22 protein-coding genes are annotated in these 22,391 nt (G+C 70.2%); 8 read left to right on the top strand and 14 right to left on the bottom strand.

Annotated features, from left to right (window positions below; genetic code table 11):
- Positions 1 to 19 precede the first annotated feature (19 nt).
- From EFY87_RS12595 to EFY87_RS12585, 3 genes are all read right to left on the bottom strand, one after another.
- Complete coding sequence (locus EFY87_RS12595) at positions 20 to 2,431, bottom strand: class III lanthionine synthetase LanKC N-terminal domain-containing protein (protein WP_123271830.1); 2,412 nt, start codon at positions 2,429 to 2,431, stop codon at positions 20 to 22.
- A gap of 39 nt (positions 2,432 to 2,470) precedes the next feature.
- Positions 2,471 to 3,583 carry a peptide chain release factor 2 gene (gene prfB / locus EFY87_RS12590; protein WP_123271829.1) on the bottom strand — a complete coding sequence of 371 codons (1,113 nt, stop codon included), beginning with the start codon at positions 3,581 to 3,583 and terminating at the stop codon, positions 2,471 to 2,473.
- Between the two features lie 63 nt (positions 3,584 to 3,646).
- Positions 3,647 to 3,976, bottom strand: a complete 330-nt coding sequence (locus EFY87_RS12585; RefSeq protein WP_123271828.1) for a hypothetical protein — start codon at positions 3,974 to 3,976, stop codon at positions 3,647 to 3,649.
- 146 nt (positions 3,977 to 4,122) lie between these two features.
- On the opposite strand from EFY87_RS12585, the gene EFY87_RS12580 reads away from it, so the two are divergent.
- Together EFY87_RS12580 and EFY87_RS12575 are read left to right on the top strand one after the other, a co-directional pair.
- Positions 4,123 to 6,054 (top strand): sensor histidine kinase, encoded by a 1,932-nt coding sequence (locus tag EFY87_RS12580; RefSeq protein WP_158607622.1) that lies wholly within the window; start codon positions 4,123 to 4,125, stop codon positions 6,052 to 6,054.
- Positions 6,054 to 6,716 (top strand): response regulator transcription factor, encoded by a 663-nt coding sequence (locus EFY87_RS12575; protein ID WP_220093614.1) that lies wholly within the window; start codon positions 6,054 to 6,056, stop codon positions 6,714 to 6,716. Before EFY87_RS12580 ends, EFY87_RS12575 begins: the two co-directional genes overlap by 1 nt.
- A gap of 42 nt (positions 6,717 to 6,758) precedes the next feature.
- Here EFY87_RS12575 and EFY87_RS12570 read toward each other — a convergent pair whose 3' ends face one another.
- The 8 genes from EFY87_RS12570 to EFY87_RS12535 all read right to left on the bottom strand — a co-directional run bounded on the left by EFY87_RS12570 (position 6,759) and on the right by EFY87_RS12535 (position 11,759).
- Entirely contained in the window at positions 6,759 to 6,977 is a 219-nt protein-coding gene (locus tag EFY87_RS12570) for a methionine aminopeptidase (RefSeq protein ID WP_245988622.1), read from the bottom strand.
- A 10-nt stretch (positions 6,978 to 6,987) separates the two neighbouring features.
- On the bottom strand, positions 6,988 to 7,467 hold the full coding sequence (locus EFY87_RS12565) for a hypothetical protein (protein ID WP_123271826.1): 480 nt from the start codon (positions 7,465 to 7,467) through the stop codon (positions 6,988 to 6,990).
- Positions 7,464 to 7,931: a pilus assembly protein gene (locus EFY87_RS12560; protein WP_123271825.1), complete on the bottom strand. Its 468-nt coding sequence runs from the start codon at positions 7,929 to 7,931 to the stop codon at positions 7,464 to 7,466. Before EFY87_RS12560 ends, EFY87_RS12565 begins: the two co-directional genes overlap by 4 nt.
- A complete protein-coding gene (locus EFY87_RS12555; protein WP_245988621.1) occupies positions 7,928 to 8,344 on the bottom strand; it encodes a TadE/TadG family type IV pilus assembly protein in 417 nt (138 codons plus the stop codon). Before EFY87_RS12555 ends, EFY87_RS12560 begins: the two co-directional genes overlap by 4 nt.
- Positions 8,345 to 8,348: 4 nt before the next feature.
- Positions 8,349 to 8,573, bottom strand: coding sequence for a hypothetical protein (locus EFY87_RS12550; protein WP_245988620.1), 225 nt, complete (start codon positions 8,571 to 8,573; stop codon positions 8,349 to 8,351).
- Positions 8,574 to 8,604: 31 nt separating this feature from the next.
- The gene (locus EFY87_RS12545) at positions 8,605 to 9,537 is read right to left on the bottom strand and encodes a type II secretion system F family protein (protein ID WP_123271823.1); all 933 of its coding nucleotides are present in this window, start codon (positions 9,535 to 9,537) and stop codon (positions 8,605 to 8,607) included.
- Positions 9,534 to 10,397 (bottom strand): type II secretion system F family protein, encoded by an 864-nt coding sequence (locus tag EFY87_RS12540; RefSeq protein WP_123271822.1) that lies wholly within the window; start codon positions 10,395 to 10,397, stop codon positions 9,534 to 9,536. The genes EFY87_RS12545 and EFY87_RS12540 overlap by 4 nt, the downstream gene beginning before the upstream one ends.
- A gap of 138 nt (positions 10,398 to 10,535) precedes the next feature.
- Positions 10,536 to 11,759: a TadA family conjugal transfer-associated ATPase gene (locus EFY87_RS12535; protein ID WP_123271821.1), complete on the bottom strand. Its 1,224-nt coding sequence runs from the start codon at positions 11,757 to 11,759 to the stop codon at positions 10,536 to 10,538.
- A 339-nt stretch (positions 11,760 to 12,098) separates the two neighbouring features.
- Between EFY87_RS12535 and EFY87_RS12530 the strand changes: the two genes are divergently transcribed.
- Positions 12,099 to 16,334, top strand: a complete 4,236-nt coding sequence (locus tag EFY87_RS12530) for a type VII secretion EssC family protein (RefSeq protein ID WP_158607621.1) — start codon at positions 12,099 to 12,101, stop codon at positions 16,332 to 16,334.
- Between the two features lie 30 nt (positions 16,335 to 16,364).
- Here the strand turns inward: EFY87_RS12530 and EFY87_RS12525 are convergent, their stop codons facing one another.
- Complete coding sequence (locus EFY87_RS12525; protein WP_123271819.1) at positions 16,365 to 17,438, bottom strand: outer membrane protein assembly factor BamB family protein; 1,074 nt, start codon at positions 17,436 to 17,438, stop codon at positions 16,365 to 16,367.
- A gap of 126 nt (positions 17,439 to 17,564) precedes the next feature.
- Here EFY87_RS12525 and EFY87_RS12520 point away from each other — a divergent pair, with 126 nt between their 5' ends.
- Positions 17,565 to 18,365 carry a siderophore-interacting protein gene (locus EFY87_RS12520; protein WP_123271818.1) on the top strand — a complete coding sequence of 267 codons (801 nt, stop codon included), beginning with the start codon at positions 17,565 to 17,567 and terminating at the stop codon, positions 18,363 to 18,365.
- Positions 18,366 to 18,463: 98 nt separating this feature from the next.
- On the opposite strand, the gene EFY87_RS12515 is transcribed toward EFY87_RS12520, so the two are convergent.
- The gene (locus EFY87_RS12515; RefSeq protein WP_123271817.1) at positions 18,464 to 19,675 is read right to left on the bottom strand and encodes a cysteine desulfurase-like protein; all 1,212 of its coding nucleotides are present in this window, start codon (positions 19,673 to 19,675) and stop codon (positions 18,464 to 18,466) included.
- 58 nt (positions 19,676 to 19,733) lie between these two features.
- Positions 19,734 to 20,678, bottom strand: coding sequence for an NAD(P)/FAD-dependent oxidoreductase (locus tag EFY87_RS12510; protein ID WP_123271816.1), 945 nt, complete (start codon positions 20,676 to 20,678; stop codon positions 19,734 to 19,736).
- Positions 20,679 to 20,744: 66 nt separating this feature from the next.
- Here EFY87_RS12510 and EFY87_RS12505 point away from each other — a divergent pair, with 66 nt between their 5' ends.
- Genes EFY87_RS12505 through EFY87_RS12490 form a run of 4 tightly spaced genes read left to right on the top strand, consistent with a single transcriptional unit; the run spans position 20,745 to position 22,114 of the window.
- Positions 20,745 to 21,320 (top strand): helix-turn-helix domain-containing protein, encoded by a 576-nt coding sequence (locus EFY87_RS12505; protein ID WP_123271815.1) that lies wholly within the window; start codon positions 20,745 to 20,747, stop codon positions 21,318 to 21,320.
- 40 nt (positions 21,321 to 21,360) lie between these two features.
- A complete protein-coding gene (locus tag EFY87_RS12500) occupies positions 21,361 to 21,750 on the top strand; it encodes an ArsR/SmtB family transcription factor (protein ID WP_123271814.1) in 390 nt (129 codons plus the stop codon).
- Positions 21,747 to 21,887, top strand: a complete 141-nt coding sequence (gene rpmG, locus EFY87_RS12495) for a 50S ribosomal protein L33 (RefSeq protein ID WP_123271813.1) — start codon at positions 21,747 to 21,749, stop codon at positions 21,885 to 21,887. Before EFY87_RS12500 ends, rpmG begins: the two co-directional genes overlap by 4 nt.
- Positions 21,887 to 22,114: an uS14 family ribosomal protein gene (locus EFY87_RS12490; protein ID WP_123271812.1), complete on the top strand. Its 228-nt coding sequence runs from the start codon at positions 21,887 to 21,889 to the stop codon at positions 22,112 to 22,114. The genes rpmG and EFY87_RS12490 overlap by 1 nt, the downstream gene beginning before the upstream one ends.
- The last annotated feature ends 277 nt before the right edge of the window (positions 22,115 to 22,391 follow it).

Genomic DNA, 22,391 nt, shown 5'->3' with positions numbered 1-22,391 from the left:
GGTGATCGTCGGCGGCGGGTCAGGCCAGGCCGAGCACGCGCAGGACCGCCTCGGACCCGGCAAGAGCGGCCAGCACGCCGGCAGATCCGGTCGCCACGTCGCACGACAGCTTGCTGTTCGCGTCCGACAGCGCCACCGCCACATCGCTCCGGCCCGGCAGGGGCGCGACCGTCCACGCCAGCCTGGTGCGGTGCCGCACGACGGCCACGTCATCCGGGTCGCACCAGCCGGCAAGCCCAGCGAGGAGTCCGGCACGACCCTTCAGAAGGCCGCCGAGTGCGCACACAGGAACCGAAAGTGCCTGTCGCACAAGTGGATCCAGCTGTTCATCGCCAAGACGTAGCGACGCCAGCGCCCAGCCCGCGATGCCCTCGCCGAGGGAGGGCAGCAGCAGGGATCCGTGCGGCGAGAGCGTCATCGACCCGCCGGGGGCAGCGCGTCTCGGCTCCTGGGCGACGAGTTCCCGTGCCTGTGCACGCCATTGCGCGGCGGTGCTCGGGTCGGCGTCGTCGCGGAGCTCGGCCGCACGCAGGAGCGCCAACGCCATACCTGCATTGCCCCGCAGCAGACCCGGTCGCGGTCGTGCCGACGCCTGGGGCGCACGCAGTGCTGTGGTCGCCGCCTCCACGAGCTCGGGCACGTCCGCGATCTGCCCGATCTGCAACTGGCACAACGCAATTCCCGTGCTACCCAGACTCCACCCAAGCCCGCCGGCGGCTGTGGGCGACGGCAGCCGCCGCAGCAGGCGCAGTGACTCGTCGACTCGCCCGGCCTCGGCCAGCACCCGGGCAACCCCGTGCAGTCCCTCACCGGCGCCTGGGATCGGTGCGCACCCGCGAGCCTGGTCCGCGAGCCAGTCCAGCCAGTGCCCCGGCACCGGCTGGTCCAATGCCGCGAGCGTCGCAATCACACCGGCGGCACCGTGCAGCACGCTCAGCGGCGCCGCCGGGTGCGCGAATGCACCGACACCACCGGGGAAAAGCCGCTCTGCAGCCGCCGGCGTCGCACACGCGTGGATGCCGCGCAGCAGCGCCTCCCGCAACCGGTCTGCCTCGAGCAACGGCTCGCCGGCCCGCAGGCGGAAGCCCGGCAACAGATCGGCCGCGCCCTCACGGACGATGAGCTCGTGACCACCATCGACGATCGGTGGATGCCCGAGCAAGGACGGCAGGACCGGATTGAGCAGGTACCTCTCGATCGCGTCGGCGGCGACGTCATCGGCGTGCTGGCTCGGGGTCCGGTCACCGAATCCCGGTGTCGCGATGCCCTCGGCGACGAACTGCCCATCCAGCGCGGCACTCTCGAAGTCGATCAATCGCACGTCGCTGCCGTCGACGAGGACGTTCTGCGGGGCGATATCACCGTGCGCCACCCCGAGCCGGTGCATCGCGGCCAGTTGTTCGCGCACCTGACCGACGATGCTGCAACACGTGCGGCGATAGGTGCTGGCTGCCGCCTCGATGGTCGCCTCCGTCGCCGCTGCGGGCGGATGGTTCTGGGCGACCCAGCGCTGCAAGGAGACCCCGGGCACGCGCGTGATCACCAGCACCCGGCTGTCTGCCGTGACGACCGAGTCCAGCACCTCGGGCGCCAGGCCGGTGCCGGCGAGGCGGTGCAGCACCCGCTCCTCGTGTTCGTGTCGCTCCGTCGCGGTCGCGCCACCCAGGTCCACCCCGGCACCCGCGCGCGCGGTCTTGACGACGGCCGGCTCTCCCTGCCACCTGGCGGCATAGACCGCGCCCGCCCCGCTGCGCTGCAGCAGCACCGGCTCGGTCATCGGCAAGGCCGGATCCTCCGGCACCGGCAGCACGTCCAACCAGTCGCGCACGTCCTGCGGCAGCGACACCCCGGCACCGCGACGCCGGTCGTCCCGCTCCCACCCGGCGGACGTGTGCCGGGCGGGTCGCACTCCGTCGTCGAACGCGAGCCAACCCTGCGTGAAGGCCCCGAATCGCAGGTAGATGCCGCTGCGCCCGACGCGCTGCTCTCCCATGATCGCCGGACCACCGCGCCCGGGCAGGGCGTCATACAGCTCGTGGAGGACGCGCAGCAGACCCGCTGCGTCGCTCGGGTAGGCAGTCAGCGTCTTGCCGACCTGGGTCGGCGCGGCGAACTTCGCGCGCGAGCGGCGTTCCACCCGCGCGGACGACAGCACCTTGAATGGCGTCCCCAGCGCGACCAATGCCGTTGCCGCAGTGACCATTTCGGCAACGGTGTACCGAGGGTCGGCGCTCACGTGGATCTTCCATCCGGTCTGCGGCAACCGGTGACCGGCAGGAGACGCATGCGTCCACCAGCCATGGCGTTCGATCGACCACCCATCCGGCACGATGCCAGGCAGGTCGATCAGTGGGGGCTCTCCCAGCAAGTGCGTACCCGACTCGAAGAACACCGAATCGGCATACAGCAGACGCTTTTCACCGGACCGCATTGCACACCCCCATCAATCCGTGGTCGCGCCCCGACCGGGTCAGGCGTTGTCGCGCTCCTGGTTGCGCTTCCACCGGATGCCGGCCTCGATGAAGCCGTCGATGTCACCATCGAAGACCGCGGAGGTGTTGCCGACCTCGTATTCGGTGCGCAGGTCCTTGACCATCTGGTAGGGGTGCAGCACGTAGGAGCGCATCTGGTCACCCCAGCTCGCCTTGATGTCGCCGGCGAGTTCCTTCTTCTCCGCAGCCTCCTGCTCGCGGCGCAGCAGCAGCAGACGCGACTGCATGACCCGCAGTGCGGCGGCGCGGTTCTGGATCTGGCTCTTCTCGTTCTGCATCGAGACGACGGTGCCGGTGGGGATGTGCGTCATGCGCACCGCAGAGTCGGTGGTGTTGACCGACTGCCCGCCCGGTCCGGAGGAGCGGAACACGTCGATCTTCAGCTCGTTCTCGGGGATCTCGATCGAGTCGGTCTGCTCGATCAGCGGCACAACCTCGACGGCGGCGAACGAGGTCTGGCGGCGGCCCTGGTTGTCGAACGGGCTGATGCGGACCAGCCGGTGCGTGCCGGCCTCGACGGACAGGTTGCCGTAGGCGTAGGGCACGTTGACCTCGAAGGTCGCGGACTTCAGGCCGGCCTCCTCGGCATACGAGGTGTCCATGACCTTGGTGGGGTAGCCGTGCCGCTCCGCCCACCGCAGGTACATGCGCAGCAGCATCTCGGCGAAGTCGGCGGCGTCGACGCCGCCGGCCCCGGAGCGGATGGTGACGACTGCTTCGCGCTGGTCGTATTCGCCGCTCAGCAGGGTGCGGACCTCGAGCTCGCCGACCGCCTTCTGCACGTGGGCGAGTTCCTTCTCGGCCTCGGCGATGGTGTCGGCGTCGTTCTCCTCCTGGCCCATCTCGGCGAGCACTTCGAGGTCGTCGATGCGGCTGTCCATCTTCTCGACCCGCTCGAGTTCAGCGTTCGCGCGGGACAGCTGGCTGGTGACCTGTTGCGCGTGCTCCGGGTCGTCCCAGAGATCCGGCGCCCCGGACTGCTGCTCCAGATCGGCGATCTGGGTGCGCAGCGAGTCGAGGTCGGTCACCTCACGGACGGAGTCCATGGTGGCGCGCAGCGCCTTGATCTCGGCGGAAAAGTCAGTAGCCACAACCGGACAGCCTACGGCGTCGGCAAATGTATGCCGCAGGCGCGCTCCGGCCACCGGCCGGAGTCAGTCGACACCGATCACATCGCGACGGGCGGCCCGCCCGGCCCACTGCTCGCGCATCCGGCCGGCGAGAAAGACCAGGCCCATCCCGGCGAGCGCGATGATCAGGTTCACGGCCCCGTAGCTGAGCGGCTTGCCGTCGAAGGCCATGTTGCGCTGCGTGTGCCCGCCGAAGGCCTCTTCGGAGCCCTGCACCCACTCCATCACCAGCGTGCTGGTCTGGTAGGTGAACACGAAGCAGTCCAGGAATAGATAGACGAGCAGCGCCCGTCCTCGCGGGCGCACGAAGTAGCCGATCGGGAACGCGCACAGGATGGTGAAGATCAGGTTCATCGCAACTCCTTGAAAGAATGCCGGCAGGCCCATCGTCCGGCCGTTGCGCCCGCGTCGCATCCGGTCCGGCACGCACTGGGACAACCGGATCGCGCCTGCGGGCCAGCACGCATGCCGCGGGTGCTCCGCTGTGTCACGATGTGGGGGTGCGACCGTCGATCGCGCGGGCGGCGACGGCAGCCGCTGCCGCGGCGCAGGGTCTGTGCATCGTCATCGTGCTGGTCGCCCGCGAACGCGAGATACTGCACGGCTCGGTCGCGGACCTGGCCGTCGCAGTAGCCGGTCTCGCCTCTGTCGGGGGTGGCGTGATGCTGACCCGCCGGGTGCCTGCGAGCGCGGTGGGGCCGGCGCTGGCCTGGTGCGGCGGGTCGACGTCGTCGTGCACCATCCTGGAGACGGTCGCGGACTCCTCCGGCCGCGCCGATCCGCTGCCCTTTGCGGGGCCGCTCGGGCCCCTGGTGAACTCGGTCTGGCCGGTCCAGTTCGCCGGGTTGCTCATGCTGCTGCTGGTGTTTCCCGCCGGCCGGATGAGCTGTCGGCTGTGGCCGGTACCGGCCCTCTTCGCCGCCGGGACGGCAGCCGTCGCGGCCGGCAATTACGGCACCGGCCGGACACCCGACGGAGGCGCCTCACCCGCCGTGGACGGTCCCCACCTGGCCCTCGCCCTGGCCGGCAGCTTGGTCGTCGGGCTCGCGATGGCGTTCGCGGCCGGCGCAGTGACCGTCCGCTACCGGCGCGGCCCGGCCGTGGTGCGCCGCCAGGTGCGCTGGCTGATCCTCGGCGGTGGGACCGTGCTCTCGCTGCTGGTCGCCGGCTGGATCCTGCAGGCGTTCGGCGCCGGCCTCGATGCGGCATACACCGGTTTCATCGTGGCCCAGGTGGTGCTGATCCCGGTGGCCGTCACGATCGCCGTAGTCCGGCACGAGCTGTATGACGTCGACCGGTTGCTGAGCTCGTCGACGGCATGGGCGCTGACCCTCCTGCTATCCGCCGCGGTGTCCGGCGGGGTGGTCGTCCTCGGCAGCGAACTGCTCCACGGCCGCACCCGCATCGGCGTGGGTGTGGCCAGCTTCGCCACCGCGCTCGCCCTGCTGCCGCTGCAGCGCTTTCTCAACCGTGCCCTCGGCCAGCTGGTCGACCCGGACCGCCACGTCGCGCTGGCCGCGGTGGAGAGCTTCGCAGCGGCGGTCAGCGCCGGCCGTCGCGAACCCGAAGAGATCCAGCAGGTGCTGCGCGCGGCCCAGTCCGACCCGGGACTGCAGCTGCTGCTGCGGACGACCGCGGGCCGCTGGGTGGGAGTCGACGGGCGGCCGGTGACGGCCGGGCCGCGCGGCCTGGATCTGGAGTCACGCGGGGCGGTGGTGGCCCGCCTGGAGCTGGCGCACGACTCCGCGCGCTCTCGCCGCCGCGCAGCGGACCTGGTCCGCGCGGCACGGGTGCCCATCGAGGTCACCAGGCTGCGACTCGACCTGCGGGCGGCGCTGGCTGAAGCCCGGGCAAGCCGGTCGCGACTGGCTGCGGCCGGCGCGCACGAGCGCCAGCGGCTCGAGCGCGATCTGCACGACGGCGCGCAACAGCGGATCCTCGCCGTCGGCATGCGGTTGCGGTCGGTGCAACAGCAGCTGTCCGGCGAGGCGTGGGCCGAGCTCGACCGTGCTGTGAGCGATCTCGAAGGCACGGTGGCCGAGTTGCGCCGGCTGGCCAGAGGGCTGCGGCCGAGCCGGCTCGACGACGGTCTGGCGGCTGCTCTGCAGCAGGTCCGCGCCAGCAGCCCGCTACCGGTGCGACTGAGCATCGCCGACCTTCCCGACCTGGACGAGACCCGCGCACAGACGGCATACCTGGTCGTGGCGGAGTCCGTGGCCAACGTGCTCAAGCACGCGCGCGCGTCCGCGATCGACGTGACCGCTTCGATGCAGGCCGGTCGCCTGATCGTGGAGATCGCCGACGACGGCGTCGGCGGGGTGGACCCGGCCGGCAGCCTCGGCGCGATCCGCGACCGCGTGGTCTCGGTCGGCGGGCGGGTGCGAGTGGACAGTCCGCGCGGCGCCGGAACGCGCGTCCGGGCGGTGCTGTGATGACCGGATCGTTGCGTGTCGTCGTCGCCGAGGATGCCGTGCTGTTCCGGGAGGGGCTGATCCGACTGCTCGGGGAACTCGGCCATCGGGTGGTAGCGGCCGTCGACTCCGCGCACCTGCTGCCCGGAGCCGTGGAATCCACTGCCCCGGACCTGGCCGTCGTCGACATCCGGATGCCGCCCGGCATGGACTCCGACGGCGCCAGGGCCGCCGTGCGGCTGCGCAGCCGCCAGGCCGGCCTCGGCATTCTGCTGCTGTCCCAGCACGTGCAGTTGCGGGACTGCCGTCCGCTGATCGGCACACCCGGCTTCGGCTATCTGCTGAAGGACCGGGTCCTGCGGCTGGACGACTTCGACGAGGCGGTACGACGGGTCGGCGCGGGCGGCACAGCGCTGGACCCGCAGATCGTGCGAGCCCTCGTGGAGTCCACCCCGGATGGAGCGCCGGTGCTGGGGCTCACCGACCGAGAGCGGCAGGTTCTCGAGCTCGTCGCGCAAGGACACTCCAACACCCGGATCGCCGCGCTGCTGCGGGTCTCCGATCGCACGGTGGAGAGCCACATGCGGGCCGTGTTCGGCAAGCTGGGCCTGTATGACGACGGGACGACGCACCGGCGAGTGCTCGCGGTCCTCGCTCACCTGGAGTCACGCGACCGCGCCTGACAACGCGTCACCGGGAGCGCGCTGGCCGGTCGGGCCACGCGCTCACCGATCGTTCCACTCCTCATCCTCCTTGTCCCACTTCGCGGTCCGCTCGGCGGCGGTCTTCAACGCGTTGCGCGCGGCGTCCGCGGTGTCGTAGGGACCCATCAGGTTGCCGTGGGTCAGTCCGTCCCGGTGCGACTCGACGACTTCGTTCTTCTCAACGTCATACCAAAAGGCCATCGCGATCTCCTTCGTCTCGTCGGTGCTGTCAGCACCCAACCTACGGCGCTCAGTGCACCTGCGCCTGTGCGCGGGACTGCACGGTGAGGTGCACGTCGCCGAAGATCGAGGACATCACGCTGCCGAGCAGCGGTGGACGCACGACTGCGGAGACCTGCACGACCGCCGACCGCGAATCCGGCGCGCCGGTGCCGTCAGCAACCCGCCAGCCGAGCACGTGCGCCGGCAGGTCCTGACTCGCCAGGGTCCGGCCGGCGACCTGTTGCACGGAGCGGTCCGACAACGTCAGCTCGGTGCCGACCCCACCGTGGTAGATGCCGCCCTCGTCAGCGGCATCCGCGGCGTCGGCCGCCGCTGCGTCCGCGGCATCGATCACCTGCAGCCGCGCGAGCTGTATGGCGGTGACGTTCACCCCACCCACGATCAGCATCGACAGCACGCCGAAGAGCCCCGCGATCAGCAGCACGATCCGTCCGTGCTCGTCGGAGCGTCGCGGCAGCCGGGCCAGCAGGGCAGCACCGATCCTCATGACGCGCGGTAATGGTCGACGACTTCGACGTGCCGGGAGTGCAGGTGGATCGTCGACGGCACCACGGAACGCAGGAAATCGGGCACGAGCGGCAGGTCGACGTCCAGGTCGGCGACGCTCTCGATCTGCGCGTCCGGGCTCAGGCAAGGCTGCTTGCTGCAGCCGATGCGAGCGCTCCCCTTCCCGCCGAATCCCTGGTCCGCGAAAGACATCGCGGCCGCTGCCTGCGCTCGCGCCTGGCCGGCCGACTGGTCGGGCGCGGTCACGAACATCCGCGACGACTCACGCGCAGCCGACGCGACGGCATAGGTGCCCGCCTGCAGCCGCGCCAGGGTGATGACGAGGTAGAAGACCGGCAGGGTGAGCAGCAGTCCGATGACGATGAATTCGATGAGCGCACTGCCGTTTTCGCTGGCGTCCGCGTCCCTGGCGACCTGCAGCCGGCGGCGCAGCGCGGCCGTCATGGCTGCGCCTCGGCATACGCCCGCCCGGAGACGGTGAGCGCCTGCGACGGCCCGAACGGTCCGACGACCGGCAGCGGTGCGCGCACGGTCACTTTCACGACCTGAGCACCCCCTTCGGACTCCACGGACGCCGACACGTGGCCGGCATACCGTCCGGACAGGCTGGTGCGGATCAGCTCGGCCGCGCGCTCGGCCCCCATCCCGGGGGTGGCGTCGGCGCGCGCACCGTAGCGGGCGCCCTCCGCCGCGTGCTCGATCAGCGTGTTGCGCACATAAAGCGAGAAGCCGACCTGAAAGGCGGCCAGGAAGAGGATCACCACTAATGCCCCGACGAGTGCGAATTCGGCGACGGCAGAGCCGGTTTCGTCGGTGCGTAGTCGTCGCAGCACGACCTGCGGGCGCAATGCCCGCACGGCGCTACTGCTTACCGCCGACGCTGTGGACGGCCTTGTCGAAGAGCTCGGTCAGCGCACCCTGGGCGGTGGTCCACAGCACCGTGACCAGCCCGGCGGTCATGATGGTGATGAGCACCCAGCCGGGCACATCACCCCGTTCGCGCTCGTCCGCGGCCGTCGCGAAGCGCTGCTGCGCGGCACATGCCGTGCGCAACGTCCTGGTCCGTAGCTTCGTCAGGGTTGTCATGGTTCTCTCCTCGGGACTTTCTGGTGACGGTTCAGATGGACATGTTGAGGACGTCGAGCCCTGGATAGATGGCAAAGAGCACGGTGACCGGAAGCACGAGGAAGACGACGGGGATCATCATCATCAGCTCGCGGCGCCCGCCCAGCTCGATGAGTTGCTGCTTGCTGGAGTCGCGGGCGTCCTGGGCCTGGGCGCGCATCACGTCGGCGAGCGGCGTGCCTCGTTCGACGGCGATGACCACGCCGTCGACGAACCTGGCCAGGCTGGGTATGCCGGTGCGGTCCGCCAAGCCCTGCAGCGACACCGGCAACGAAGACCCCGCACGCGCGTCGACCAGGCATCGGGCGAGTTCGCCGGACAGTTCGCCCGACGACAACTTCGCGACCCGCTCCAGTGCGGCCGCTGCACCCTCGCCCGCGGTGACCGCGAGTGCCAACATCTCTGCGACTGCTGGGAATTCGGCAAGGATCTGCTGCTCGCGGCGCTCCGCGGCGCGCGTCAGCAACTGGTCGCGCAGCACCACGCCGGCGGCGAACGCGATGACCAGGATGAGCACCGCTCGCACGGGAGACCCGGTGCCGCCGACGAAGCTCAGCGACACATAACAGCCGCCGAACAGCATCGCGCCGAGCCCCCACAGCGCCTGCTGGGCGCGGAACCCTTCGAGGTCGGGCGGCTGCCCGGCGCGTTCGAGGCGGGTGCGCACCGACGTCGCGCCGCCGAGCAGGTGATCGACCAGGTGCCCGAGACGCCGCAGCAGCGGCGCCAGCACCTGGTTGACATCGAGCCGGTCGGTGGGTGTGGAGAGCAGCCGCGAGGGCATCGGCGCGTCACGCACGTAGGGCTCGATGCGCGCGTTGAGGTCGGGTTTGCGGTGCATGGGCAGCCCGGCATAGGCCAGCAGCACACCTGCGCCGGCGAGCGCTCCGAGGAGCGCGCCGAGCCAGGTATAGGTCGCGATCATCGCAGCACCCTCGCCTCGACGGGCAGCCTGCCGATGCGGCGCATGATGCGGTAGGCGAGGAGGGTGACGGCGGTGCCGATCGCGAGCACCATGACCCCGGCCGGCTGCCGGTATGCGGCCAGGGAACTGCCGCGAGTTGCCAGCATTGCCAACACGATCCACGGGGCTGCCACTGCGAGCCGGGCGGCGTTGACCGTCCACGACTGGCGCGCCTCGAGCTCGGCGCGGGTGCGCGCGTCGTCCCGCAGGAAAGTCGACAGCGTGCGCAGCAGCTTGCCCAGATCGGTGCCGCCGACCTCGCGCGCGATGCGCAGCGACTCGATCAGCCGGTCGGCGACCGGGTCACTGAGCCGTGCCTTCAATGCATCGAGACAGTCGTGGAACCGGCCGGTGGCTCGGTAGTCGTGCGCGAACTCCGCGAACGCCGGCCGCAACTCCTCCGGACCGCGGATCGCCAGCTGGGACAACGACTCCGGCAGTGCAAGACCCGCCCGGACGGCCGAGGCGATGTGGTCGACGACGTCCGGCCACAGGTCGCGCAACTGGGAGCGCCGTCGCCGGGCCTTGGCCCGGACGAACGCAATCGGTGCGTATGCCGTGAGCCCGCCGAACGCCAGCGCGATCGCCGGCACAGCGGTCACCGCCATCACGACGAGCAGCGCGAATGCCCCCGCACCGCCCGACAACCAGAGCAGACGCCCGCGAGTGAGCCCGGTGATGCCGGACTGGACGACCTCGTCGGCGAGGCGGTCGGTCACCACTGCGCCCGTGCGGCGCCGGGCTGTCTCCTCGCGCGGCCAGAACGACCACCAGATGCACAGCAACCCGGCACCGAAGATGAGCGGAATCACGACGCTCATCGCGGATCCCTCCTACGTCGTGATCCGCGATTCGCCCTGAGCCCTGTTGGTCCCTCGCTTCGCTCGCTCATCGCGGCCCCCTCCTACGTCGTGATCCGCGATTCGCCCTGAGCCCTGTTGGTCCCTCGCTTCGCTCGCTCATCTGTCCCCCAGAAGTTCGGCGACGTGGTAGCCAGCGCGCTCGAATTGCTCCTGATGCGTGGGGAATCCGCTGCCACGGACGAGTTGTCCGTTCCGCTGCGCGTAGATATCGGCGAGTTCGACCACGTCGCCCTCGACACGACCGGGCACGGCGACGATCTCGCGAACGCGGCGGGTGCCGTCCCGGTCGAGCGCAATGTGCACGACCAGGTCGATCGAGGCTGCGACGGTCGGCACCACGAACGTCGAGCTCACATTGGGGCCGGCGAGCAGCGGGAGCGTGCACATCTTGACGATCGCCTCGCGAGCCGAGTTGGCGTGCAAGGTCGCCATACCAGGCAGTCCGGAGTTGAGCGCGATCAGCAGGTCCAGGCTCTCCTCCTGACGCACCTCGCCGACGATGATGCGCGACGGGCGCATCCGCAGCGCTTCCTTGACCAGTCGCCGCAACGGGATCTCGCCGGTGCCCTCCAGGCTCGGCTGCCGGCACTGCATCGCCGCCCAGTCACGCAGGCTGAGCTGGAGTTCGAAGACTTCCTCGCACGACACGACGCGTTCGGTGGACGGGATCGCGCTCGCCAGGCAGTTCAATGTGGTGGTCTTCCCCGACTGGGTGCCGCCGGCGACGAGGACGTTGAGACCGGACGCCACGGCCGCCGCGAGGAAGCGAGCCGCCGGGGCCGTGATGGTGCCGAGCCGGACCAGGTCCTCCAGTCGCCGGGCGCGCGCCACGAACTTGCGGATGTTGATCAGCCAGTGGCTGCGGGTGATGTCCGGGATCGCGACGTGCAAGCGGCTGCCGTCGGGCAGCGTCGCGTCCACGAACGGCGAACTGAGATCGATGCGCCGCCCACTCGGCTTCAGCATCCGCTCCACCAGGGTGCGGACCTGCTCGGCGCTGAGGATGGTCGGCGTGAGTTCGGGCACCCCGTGTCGCGCGACGAAGACGCGCTCCGGCTCGTTCACCCAGATCTCTTCAACAGTCGGGTCGTCCAGGTAGGGCTGCAGCGGGCCGAAGCCGAGCACCGCGTCGAGCACCCGCTGGGTGGCCTGCTCCCGGTCACCCAGCGGGGCGAGCCCGCCGTGCAGGCTGCGCTCCTCATAGTCCTGCACCGCCTCACGCACCAGACCGTGCAGCACCTGCTGATCGTGGGCAGGATCGAGGCGCTGGCGACGGATCAGCTCGCGGATCTCGTCCTCAATGACATCGGCGCCGTCCATCGATCAACCTCCCCTGACATTCACGTCGAATTCAGAGCAATCGCGCACCTAAAACACAGGAAACCACCAGCGAGACGCGACACGCCGGGACTTTACCGATTCCATACCTTGGCTTGTCCACCGTTGGCGCACGCTGCCCCGCGGTGCGGCGAGACCCCGGGGCCGGGGTCCGTCCGGGGTGCTCGCCGCTTCTTCAGCATGCCCCACGTCGGACACCCGAAAACGGTTGTCCACAGGCGCCGTTCGAAATCGGTGGTTGAGTACCGGAATCCCGCGCGTTATCCACAGCTGCGTCGGCTGCCGCAGCGCCGTACCTGCCAGACGGCCCAGAATCCGGGCATGCCTGCCGTTGCCGAGTCGCCGGAACAAAGCACGACCCGCGCCATACGGCTGCACCTGGTGGGCCGGGAGTGCAGCCGCACCGTCTGCGTGCGCGCCGGCGACGGCACCCGCTGGGCACAACTACGGGAGTCGCTGCGGGCGGCCGGGCTGAGCGTGCCCGAGCCGGCATACATCGCCGATCAGGTCCTGTATGACGACAGCGTCCTCGGCCAGCACCCGCTGCTCACCGGTGCGCAGGTCGCCGCCGCACCGACGGCCCAGACGCCCCAGCATCTGCTGGATCTCGTCGTCGCCGAAGGCCCGGTCACCGGCGCGCGCACCCCGCTCGGCACGGCGCCGCAACGGATCGGCCGCGCACCCTCCAACACGCTGGTGCTGCATGACCCCGGCCTGTCGCGCGCTCATCTGGTGGTCGGTGTCGACCAGGGGCGCGCCATGGTCTCCGACGCCGGGTCCACCAACGGCAGCGCGATCGATGGCGTGCGACTGGCGCAAGGCTGCCCCGCCGAGCTGCGCGCAGGGCAGCGGCTGCGCGCAGGGTCGTCCACGCTCATCATCGAACGTGCGCTGCCTCATGCGGTGCGAGCCGCGAGTGACGAGACCTGCCGGATCCCCTTCCAGCGCGCGTCGCGCACTCCGCCGCAGCTGAGCACCACGACACTCGAACGCCCCACTCCCCCAGAGCAATCCGAACGCGCCCGGATCCCGTGGCCGGTGATCGCGCTGCCGATGGTGGTCGCCGTCGCCATGGCCTGGCTGCTGCACAACACCATGTTCCTGATGTTCGCGTTCCTCGGGCCGGTAATGATGATCGGGCAGTACCTCTCCGACCGCCAGGGCGGAAGTGCTCGCGCGAAACGCAAGACCGCCGAGTATGCCGCTGCCTGCACACAACTGGCCGATGACCGGCTCGCAGCGGCCGCGTCCGAACTCGCACTCCGGCGGCGGCTCACGCCGCCGATCAGCGACACGCTGCGTGCTGCGGCCGCCCGCGACCACCGCCTATGGGCTCGATCGGTGACACATGACGACTACCTGATGTGCCGGGTCGGCACCGGCACGATTCCTAGCATGGTGCGGGTGACCGGTGGCGGGCTGCCGACCGAGACGATCACCCTGAGTGAAGCGCCAATCTTGCTGTCTCTCAACGAGTCTCGCGTCATCGGCATCACCGGCAACCGGGCGGATTGCCACCGGTTGGCGGATGGGCTGCTGCTCCAAGTCGCTGCCTGGCAGTCTCCGCGATTCGTGCGGGTAGCCGTGATCTGCGACTCTGCGGCGAGCCGCGCGGACTGGGAATGGGCTGCTGACCTGCCGCACCTAACGCCGCGCCCGCATGCGAGCAGCAGCATCGTCGACCTCGAGACCGACGAAACTGCTTGCCAGCAGCTGCTTTCCGCTCTTGCGCCGGACGGCGACAAGCTGCGAGGTGCGCACGAGACAGCGCCCGTCTCCACCGTGCTCGTCCTGGATGGCTGGTCCCAGCTCGGGCACCATGCGGCGGTGAGCGCGCTGCTGGCCGCGAGCGATCCGGCCGGCGTTGCCATCATCGCGCTCGGTGACAGCGACGACCTCCCGGCCGAGTGCGCAGTGACGATCGAACTCGCCGACCCGACACGGCTGGTCACTCGGGGTGCCGTCAACGCCGCAGGCTGCCCCGATCTGGTCGAGCCGGCCCTGACACGCGCCGTCGCACATCACCTGGCGCAGACGGCCGACGCGACACCTGATGCAGACGCGGGCACGCCACCGGAGCGTGCTTCTCTCGTGGACGTATGGCGCACCGCCGGCGTCGACATCACGTCCGGCGATGACGTCGCCCGGCACTGGCGATCGCATCCCCGCGCGACCCGGACACCGTGGGGCGTTGCCGCGGACGGTGTGCTGTGGACCGATCTCGCAGCGGATGGTCCGCATGCCCTGATCGCCGGGACCACAGGTGCGGGCAAATCGGAGTTGCTGCAGACGCTGGTGACCTCGCTCGCCGTGGCCAACCGGCCCGACGAACTGGTCTTCGTGCTCGTCGACTACAAGGGAGGCGCGGCCTTCCAGCAGTGCGCCGAGCTGCCGCACACGGTCGGCCTGGTCACCGACCTCGACGCGCACCTGACGGCGCGAGCGCTGTCCTCTCTCGGCGCCGAGGTGCGGCGCCGCGAGCAGCAACTCGCCGCCGTCGGTGCCAAGGACCTGGAGGATTACCAGCGGCTCGCACCCACTCAGTCACTGCCGCGGCTGGTGCTCATCATCGACGAATTCCGCGTGCTGGCAGACGAATTGCCCGACTTCATCGCTGGCCTGGTCCGGCTGGCGGCCGTCGGGCGTTCTCTCGGCATACATCTCGTGCTCGCGACCCAACGGCCGGCCGGGGTCGTGTCGGCGGATATCCGGGCGAACGTGAATCTGCGGATCGCGTTGCGGATGCGCGACGGCACCGACTCCCAGGACGTCATCGAGAGCGCGGACGCAGCGCAGATCCCGGCCACCCTCCCGGGGCGGGCGATCCTCCGGACCGGTGGAGGCCGGCCGGTGACCTTCCAGAGTGCCCGGATCGGCGGATGGAGCGGCATCGGGTCGGCAGCCATCGAAGTGTCGAGGGTGCCAGCCACCGGGCATTCACCCGTCCTGCTGACCACCACCCGCAGCACCGACGACGGACCGACTGACCTGCGCCGGGCCGTAGACGCAATCCGTTGGGCCAGCGAGAAGCTCGGCATCGCGCCACCGGACTCGCCGTGGCTGCCGCCCTTGCCTTCGCTGGTGACCACCGGCGAGCTGAGCGGGGATGCGGTGGACCTGAGCGGCAACGCGCGCGGGCCGGAGGCGATCCGCTTCGGACTGCTCGATCTGCCTGACCAGCAGGCAACCCGCCCGATCGCCTGGGCACCCGAGTCGGACGGGCACCTGGCAGTCATCGGCGGTCCGCGCAGCGGTCGCTCATCGCTGCTGCGCACGATCGCCGTGCAAGCGGCATCCGCCTGGCCGCACGGCGGGCTGGCGCTCTATGCGATCGACACAGGTTCCGCACTCGGCGCGCTGGCTGCGCTCCCCCAGTGCGGCGCGGTGATCGAGCGCGACGACGCCGGTCGCATCAGCCGGCTGGTGCAGTGGCTGCAAGACGAAACCCGCTCTCGTCAGCAGCAGTTCGCTCGTGAAGAAGTCGCCGGATTCGGCGAGCATGCGCGCCTGGGCGGCAGGCTGCCGCGGATCCTGCTGCTCATCGACGGCTGGGAGGCATTGACCGAGGTGAGCGAGGAGACCACGATGGGGCGCCTCGCCGACGACATCCTGCAACTGCTGCGGGACGGCAGAGCCGTCGGGCTGTATGTCGCCGCCTCCGGCGGACGCAGCCTGGGCACCGGCCGGGTCGCGAGTCATTTCTCCGGCCGGCTGGTGCTCGGACTCGCCGACCGCACCGACGTCGTCCTGCTCGGCATGAAGGAGGCCGACCTGCCGGTCGAGATGCCACCGGGGCGGGCCGTCAATTGCCCCGACGGTCTCGAACTCCAGGTGGCAAGCCTGATCGACGATCTGTCGGGATCCTCTGTCGTCCAATATATTTCGGCGGTCGCGCAGGGAATGGTGGCGCCGGAGGTGCACCGTTTCCGGCCGATGCCATCCCGGTGTTCCCGGGCCGATCTACGTGCCGAACAGGGCACGGTCATGCTCGGCATCGGAGGTGCGACCGTCGAACCGGTCGGGCTGCCCCTGGGCAGCTTCGGGGAACTGGCCGCCCTCATCGCCGGACCCGCGCGCAGTGGGCGCACCACCACCCTCACGACCATCGCGCACCAACTGGGCGACCGGGCCATCTGCTGGATCGACGGGCATGGCCGTCCACCGCAGTTGCCCAGCGTCGCGCGGGTCGTCGACGCGGCCCGGCCGGAGGCGCTCGCGACCTGGCTGAACGCGACACCGGGCGGCGCCCTTCTCGTGGACGATCTCGACGAGCTGATCGGCTCGCCGATCGACGACCTGATCGCGGACTACCTGCAGCACGGCCGCCGAGACGGCGGAATCGTCTGTGCGACAGGGCAATCCGAGACTCTCGCGAATGCCTTCCGCGGCGCGGTGGCCGAGCTGCGCCGCCGGCAGACCGGCGTGATCCTCCAGCCGGGACGGCGTGACGGTGACCTGCTCGGCGCGACGCTCGGGCCGGCCGGGCGACCACAACCTGGCAGAGGCGCTCTCGTCATACGCAGCAGGGCGGTGCCGGTGCAGGTCGCTGCCGCGTAATCGCATGTGCGGCACCGCGACCGGAGTGAATCACGGCATCACCGGATCCAGTACCAGGAGTGAGTTCTTCGTCACCAGGAGCGCCCCGCCATCCGGCAGCGCACGCAGCTCGCTCGGGCGGAAGCCGACTGAGGTCTGCCGACCCACCAGCCCCTGCGCGGGGTCCACGCTCACGAGCGCGCCGTCCTCGGTCGCGACCAGGAACCGACCTCCGGGTGCCCTGACCACGCCAGGAACAACGGGCGAGCCGGTGCCGACGTAGGCGCCAAGAGTGCCCGTCGCGTGCCTTGTCGCACCGCTGACGATGCGGCCCGTCGCCCGACGACGCAACATCGGGCGAAGGCGACGCCCACCGCGCACTCCGTGGGTGAAAATGACTGCACCACCATGCTTTTCGCGCACCCAGACCAGGTCGCCGGTGACAATCGGCGCCTCATCCGCGAGCTCTGCCCAATGAGTCGCGACCGGCACTACGCCGGGTCGACTGCGGCCCAGGCACCATACCGAGCTCCCGCCAGCGCGCACCACGGCGAATTCGTCGTCGACCACGCTGCAGACCGCGTCACCGTGAGTCTCCGCGAGCGGCTCCGGTGGCTGCCACTGCGCGATCTGGGCGCCGTCGCGCCGGTTGAGCAACTGCACCTCCCAGCGCCCTCCGAGCAGGACGGCCCCGGCCCAGTCCACAGCTGTGGCGGACTCGATCCGACGGCTCCACAGCCGCTGGCCGGTCGCCAGGTCGACGGCTTCGACCGGGCTGTAGCCGCGCCAGCCGCCCATCACCGCAACATCGCTGACTACACCGAAACCTTTTACCGGCCGGCGGTTTTCGACCCGCCACAGCAGCTCGCCCGAGCCAAGTTCGCGACAGGTGACGGTCCGCCCGCTCGTCGCCAGACATCGACCACCGGCGATCTCGATGAACGAGGTGACGCCCGCCGGGCGCTCCCAGCGCACCGTGCCGTCGCGCACGTCGCGACATACCAGCCGGGTCTGGCGTTCCTGCGCAACCACCACCTCCGCGGAGACCGCGACGGCCGATGCGCGCGGACGCTGGCCCACGGAGCTGGCCCAGCGCTGCTCCACCAGCGGTGCATCCGATGTCATGCCACGATTCTTCCTCGTCCGCCCGTGCGGCGTGCACGAGTGGCAACGGGTCGCCGGCGGGGTGCGCCGCGCAACCGTGCGCGAACCTGAGATCCATCTGTAGTTAGGTTCGGCTAACCTAACTACATGGGATTCAGTGATGGACGGAAACAGTCCGGCCTCTACCACGCCGAGGTCACGCGCTCTGCGCGGCTCTCGCCGCACGTCCAACGTGTCACCTTCGCCGGGGACGACATACGACGGATGCCCCAGCACGGCTTCGACCAGTGGTTCCGGCTCTTCCTGCCTCGCCCGGACGGGACCACCGACTTCGATGCCGTCCCCGACAGTTTCGGCTTGGGCGGTTACCTGAGATACCTGACGAAGAAGTCCGGCACCCGGCCGCCGTTCCGCAGCTACACCGTGCGCGAATTGCGCAGTGATCAGGGCGAACTCGACGTCGACTTCGTGATCCACGGAGACGCCGGCATCGCCGGGCCGTGGGCACAGCGGGCCGAACCCGGCGAGCACGTGGTGCTGCTGGACCAGGGACGCGGCTTCGATCCGCTGGACGATGCCGCGTTCGTGCTGCTGGCCGCGGACGAGTCCGCGCTGCCCGCGGTCGCCGGTATCCTGCGCGACCTGCCGCGAGACGCGACCGGGCTGGCGATCATCGAGACCGGCGACCCGGCGGACCGTCAAGCACTGGACGCACCGGACGGGTTCGAGATCCGGTGGCTGACTCGCGACGACCCGCACGCAACCGCCGGGGTGGCCGCACTCGCCGAAGTCGCCTCGTTCACCCCGGACGAGCCGGTGCGGCTCCAGGCCTACTTCGGCGGCGAGCAGGCGATGGTCGCCGGATCCCGGCGCCACCTCGTCGCCGCCGGCGTGCCCAAGTCACGCATCGAGTTCACCGGCTACTGGAAGGTCGGCCGCGCCGGCTGACCACCGGTCGCACCGCGCCGAGTGACGGCGAATTCGCCGAACGACGGCGCAATCTCACCGTCGTTCGCCGAGGAAGCCGTCATTCGCGGGACGCCTGCTCAGCGGCCCAGGAGATCGCCCAGCGACACGATGAACCGGTCGACGTCCTCCTGGGTGCTGTATGGCGCCAGCCCGATCCGCAACCCGCTGTCCACCCCGAGCCGCCGGGCGGGCTCGTAGGCGTAGAACGTGCCTGCCGGTGCATCGATGCCGTCCGCCGCGAGATGGTCGGACACCTCCTCGGGCGAGCGGCTGTCGAAGGTCATGAAGAGCGTCGGCGTCCGTTCGGCCGCGCGTGAGTGAACCGTCACCTGCGGGAGCTGCGCGATTGCCTGCTCGACCCGGTCCCGCAACGCGTCCTCGTGCACGGCGAGCGCGGTCAGTGAAGCGCGTAACCGGTCGCGTCGCGCGCCGTCACCGGGCACCAGCCCGGCCAGGAAGTCGACCGCTGCCGCGGTGCCGGCGAGCAATTCGTAGGGGAGAGTGCCGAGTTCGAAACGCTCGGGCACTGCGTCGGTGGACGGGCGCAGTTTGTCCGGCGCAAGGTCGCGCAACAGGTCGGCCGGGCCGGTCAGCACGCCGTGGTGCGGCCCGAGGAACTTGTAGGGCGAGCACACGTAGAGGTCCGCGCCCAGCGCCGGCACGTCCACGAATTCGTGCGCGGTGTAGTGGACACCGTCGACATACAGCAGCCCGGGCGTGCGGTGCACCGCCTCGGCCACCGCAGCGATATCCGGTGTGGTGCCAATGAGATTCGACGCGGCGGTGAGCGCGACGAGCCGCGTGCGTTCGGACAGCCGGCCGGTGATCGAGGCGAGGTCGAGCTCGCCGGTGGCCGGGTCGAAGTCCGCCCAGTGCACCCTCACTCCGGCGCGCTCGGCGGCGATCAGGCACGGCGCGACGTTGGCGTCGTGGTCGAGGCGGCTGACGATGATCTCGTCCCCCGACTGCCAGGTCCGGGCCAGCGTGCGTGCCATGTCGAACGTCAGGGCCGTCGCGCTGCGCCCGAACACGACGGTGCCCGGGTCGACGCCGAGCAGGTCGCCCATCGCGTCTCGGGCGGCCAGCACGAAGCTATCCGCGTTGCGCTCGGCGGGAGTGCGCCGGCCGCGGTTGGACAGCGGGCCGGCGAGTACGTCATACACGGCCCGGGCGACCGGCTCGGGAGTCTGTGTGCCGCCCGGCGCGTCGAAATGTGCCCGCCCGCTGCGCAGCGCGGGAAATTGCGCGCGCACGAGTGCGGCGTCATACGGCTGGACTGCTTCGGGCATGCCACGGACCTCCTGGCCTCTTCGCTGATGGGTGACCACAGCATGGCAGCCCCCCGGCTCAGCGCACGGGCATCTGCTCCCGCACTGCCGCGTCGAAGTCCCAGGCGACCAGCGCACCGTTCACCGCACCCCCGGCGAACGCACCGGCACCGATCGACATCGGCACGTTCGCAGCGGGATTCACGATGTTCCCGACCGCCCATACCCGTTCGTCGCTGGTCCGTCCCGTCGCATCGGTGCTCACGAACGAACCAAACGGTGTCTCGGTGCGATCCAGGCACAGGTGCGCGAGATAGCGGTCGCGCGCGACCGCGGCGCCGGCCGTGAAGATCGCATCGACCGAGACCGTCCGCCCACCGCGTAGCCGCACTCCGGAGATGGCTGCGCCCTCGCCGAGGATCTGCTCGACCGGCTCGGATTCCAGCCGGACGCCGCGTGCCCGCAGGCGAGCCTGCGCCTCATCGCCCAGCTCACCGAGCCCGGCGGTGAAAACCACCACCCGGTCACTCCACTGCCGGATGAGCTCGGCCTGATGCAGGCCGACCGGCGATGTCGTCAGCACGCCGAGCCGCTGGTCGCGCACCTCCCACCCGTGGCAGTAGGGACAGTGCAGCACGGTGCTGCCCCACCGCTCGGCGAGGCCGGCAACCTCCGGCAGCCGGTCCCTCAGCCCGGTCGCCGCGACCAGGGCGCGAGCGTGCAGCGCCATACCGTCCGCAGTGGTCACCAGGACGCCCTCGGGTTCGCGGTCGACCCGTTCCACCACCGTGTCCCGGAATTCGACCCCGTAGTCTGCTGCCTCCGCCCGGCCACGCTGCGCGAGTTCTGCCGGTGCGACCCCTTCCTGGCCGAGCACCCCGTGCATGTGCGCCGCGAATCGGTTGCGGGGACTTCCGCTATCGATCACCAGCACCCGGCGGCGCGACCGGCCGAGCATGAGCGCGGCAGAAAGTCCGGCCGGACCACCGCCGGCGATGATCACGTCCCATTCGATGTGTTGCATATCGCCAGCATGCGAGAGGTGGTGCAATAGTTGCAAAGAATCTTGCCAAAACAGCAAGGAGAGGCGATGGGTGAGCCGCACGGACACGCACTGAGCGAAGATCTCAGCCACATCGGTCCCAGGTTGCGAGCCGCGCGGCGTGAGCGCGGCTTGACCCTGGAGGGGCTGGCTACCGGTGCCGGTATGTCGGCGAGCACGCTCTCCCGCCTCGAATCGGGCAAGCGGCAGGCGAACCTCGAGTTGCTCGTGCCGCTGACGCGCCGGCTCGGCATCCGCCTGGACGATCTGATCGCGACGGAAGCCGACCCACGCGTCCGGCGCCCGATGATCCGCAGGGCCGGTCTGGTGATAGTGCCGCTCGCGCCGGAGAATTCGCCGGTCCTGACCTACAAGATCACCTACCCGGCCGCTGGCGTCCTGCCCGAGTTGCAGGTGCACGACGGATATGACTGGCTGTATGTCCTGCAGGGGCGGTTGCGGCTGCGCCTGGGCAGCCAGGATCTCGTGCTGACACGAGGGGAAGCAGCGGAGTTCGACACCCGCACTCCGCACGCGATGTCGGCCGACGGTGGGCGCCCCGCCCAGGTCATCAGCATCTTCAACCGGTCCGGCGCGCGCATGCACACGCACACCACCGAGTAGCCGACCAGTCGCACTGCGGTCGAGAACCATTCCCACCAACATGGTCACATTGCAATTCGTCTATGCGTGTGAGTGGCTGTGCCTCACGGACACGCAGCCGGGACTTGCCGAGGCTGCGCAGCCCTTCAAGGTACTGGGCAACGAGTCGCGATTGTGGCTGCTGCACCTGATCGGCGACGAACCACGCACGGTCGGAGCGCTGGCGTCGGCGACGGGTATGTCGCAGCCGCTCGTCTCGCAGCACTTGAAGACGCTGCGCCTGGCCGGGCCGGTCACCGCGAACCGCACCGGCAAGGAGGTCACCTACCTCCTGGCCGACCGGCACGTCGCACACGTCGTCGCCGACGCCCTGGAACACGTCCGCGAACCCGCCACGGCGACCGCCGCGGTGGAGCGACCGACCCCACCCGGACACCAGCAGACACCATGACAACCGAGCACGAGCAGCATCACACCGGCCGCCGCTACGTCACCAAGAAGTCCCGCCGCAACAACCCCAACCGGCTCGTGCTGCGGCGCTACGACCCGAAGATCCGCCGGCACGTCGAGTTCAAGGAGACCCGCTGATGGCCAAGACCAGCAAGATCGCCGCGCAACGCCGCCGTGAGCAGACCGTGGCGAAGTATGCCGAAAAGCGTTCAGAACTCAAGGAACTCGCGCGCACAGCAGCCAGTGCGGCCGAGCGCGACGGGCGGCCGCGCGGGCACCTGCGCAAGTTCGGCCTCTCCCGCGTGCGGTTCCGCCAGATGGCGCTGAACGGGGAACTTCCCGGCGTCACCAAGTCCAGTTGGTGAACCGGTCGATGGAGACCGACTTGGACGCCACGTCGGCGGAGTTCTACGACGTCTCGGCCTGCGGCAGCGGGTGGGCGAACGAGCTCGGCATACCGCCGGCCGCGCTGAGCAGCTTCCGCTCCGCACCGCGGGCCGATCCTGGACCTCGGCGCCGGCACGGGACTGTCCACGGTCGCGCTGGCCGACGCGGTGCCGGACGTGCCGATCTTCGCGGTCGAGCCCAGCGCAGCCATGCGCGCGGTGCTGGTGTCGCTGGTGCTGGCCCGGCCGGACCTGC

The sequence above is a fragment of the Flexivirga caeni genome, assembly GCF_003724155.1.
Lineage (GTDB): Bacteria > Actinomycetota > Actinomycetes > Actinomycetales > Dermatophilaceae > Flexivirga > Flexivirga caeni.
Note: the sequence above shows the minus strand (reverse complement) of the source record. Positions and strands in the feature narration are given on the sequence as shown.

What these genes read in the sequence shown, in the direction of transcription:
- EFY87_RS12500 (WP_123271814.1), top strand. Translation starts at nt 21,361, where the DNA reads ATGGTCACATTGCAATTCGTCTATGCGTGTGAGTGGCTGTGCCTCACG.
- EFY87_RS12550 (WP_245988620.1), bottom strand. Translation starts at nt 8,573, where the DNA reads ATGACAACCCTGACGAAGCTACGGACCAGGACGTTGCGCACGGCATGT.
- EFY87_RS12515 (WP_123271817.1), bottom strand. Translation starts at nt 19,675, where the DNA reads ATGCCCGAAGCAGTCCAGCCGTATGACGCCGCACTCGTGCGCGCGCAA.
- EFY87_RS12545 (WP_123271823.1), bottom strand. Translation starts at nt 9,537, where the DNA reads ATGATCGCGACCTATACCTGGCTCGGCGCGCTCCTCGGAGCGCTCGCC.
- EFY87_RS12525 (WP_123271819.1), bottom strand. Translation starts at nt 17,438, where the DNA reads ATGACATCGGATGCACCGCTGGTGGAGCAGCGCTGGGCCAGCTCCGTG.
- EFY87_RS12535 (WP_123271821.1), bottom strand. Translation starts at nt 11,759, where the DNA reads ATGGACGGCGCCGATGTCATTGAGGACGAGATCCGCGAGCTGATCCGT.
- EFY87_RS12595 (WP_123271830.1), bottom strand. Translation starts at nt 2,431, where the DNA reads ATGCGGTCCGGTGAAAAGCGTCTGCTGTATGCCGATTCGGTGTTCTTC.
- EFY87_RS12530 (WP_158607621.1), top strand. Translation starts at nt 12,099, where the DNA reads ATGCCTGCCGTTGCCGAGTCGCCGGAACAAAGCACGACCCGCGCCATA.
- EFY87_RS12510 (WP_123271816.1), bottom strand. Translation starts at nt 20,678, where the DNA reads ATGCAACACATCGAATGGGACGTGATCATCGCCGGCGGTGGTCCGGCC.
- EFY87_RS12540 (WP_123271822.1), bottom strand. Translation starts at nt 10,397, where the DNA reads ATGAGCGTCGTGATTCCGCTCATCTTCGGTGCCGGGTTGCTGTGCATC.
- EFY87_RS12520 (WP_123271818.1), top strand. Translation starts at nt 17,565, where the DNA reads ATGGGATTCAGTGATGGACGGAAACAGTCCGGCCTCTACCACGCCGAG.
- EFY87_RS12505 (WP_123271815.1), top strand. Translation starts at nt 20,745, where the DNA reads ATGGGTGAGCCGCACGGACACGCACTGAGCGAAGATCTCAGCCACATC.
- EFY87_RS12490 (WP_123271812.1), top strand. Translation starts at nt 21,887, where the DNA reads ATGGCCAAGACCAGCAAGATCGCCGCGCAACGCCGCCGTGAGCAGACC.
- EFY87_RS12575 (WP_220093614.1), top strand. Translation starts at nt 6,054, where the DNA reads ATGACCGGATCGTTGCGTGTCGTCGTCGCCGAGGATGCCGTGCTGTTC.
- EFY87_RS12565 (WP_123271826.1), bottom strand. Translation starts at nt 7,467, where the DNA reads ATGAGGATCGGTGCTGCCCTGCTGGCCCGGCTGCCGCGACGCTCCGAC.
- EFY87_RS12560 (WP_123271825.1), bottom strand. Translation starts at nt 7,931, where the DNA reads ATGACGGCCGCGCTGCGCCGCCGGCTGCAGGTCGCCAGGGACGCGGAC.
- EFY87_RS12585 (WP_123271828.1), bottom strand. Translation starts at nt 3,976, where the DNA reads ATGAACCTGATCTTCACCATCCTGTGCGCGTTCCCGATCGGCTACTTC.
- rpmG (WP_123271813.1), top strand. Translation starts at nt 21,747, where the DNA reads ATGACAACCGAGCACGAGCAGCATCACACCGGCCGCCGCTACGTCACC.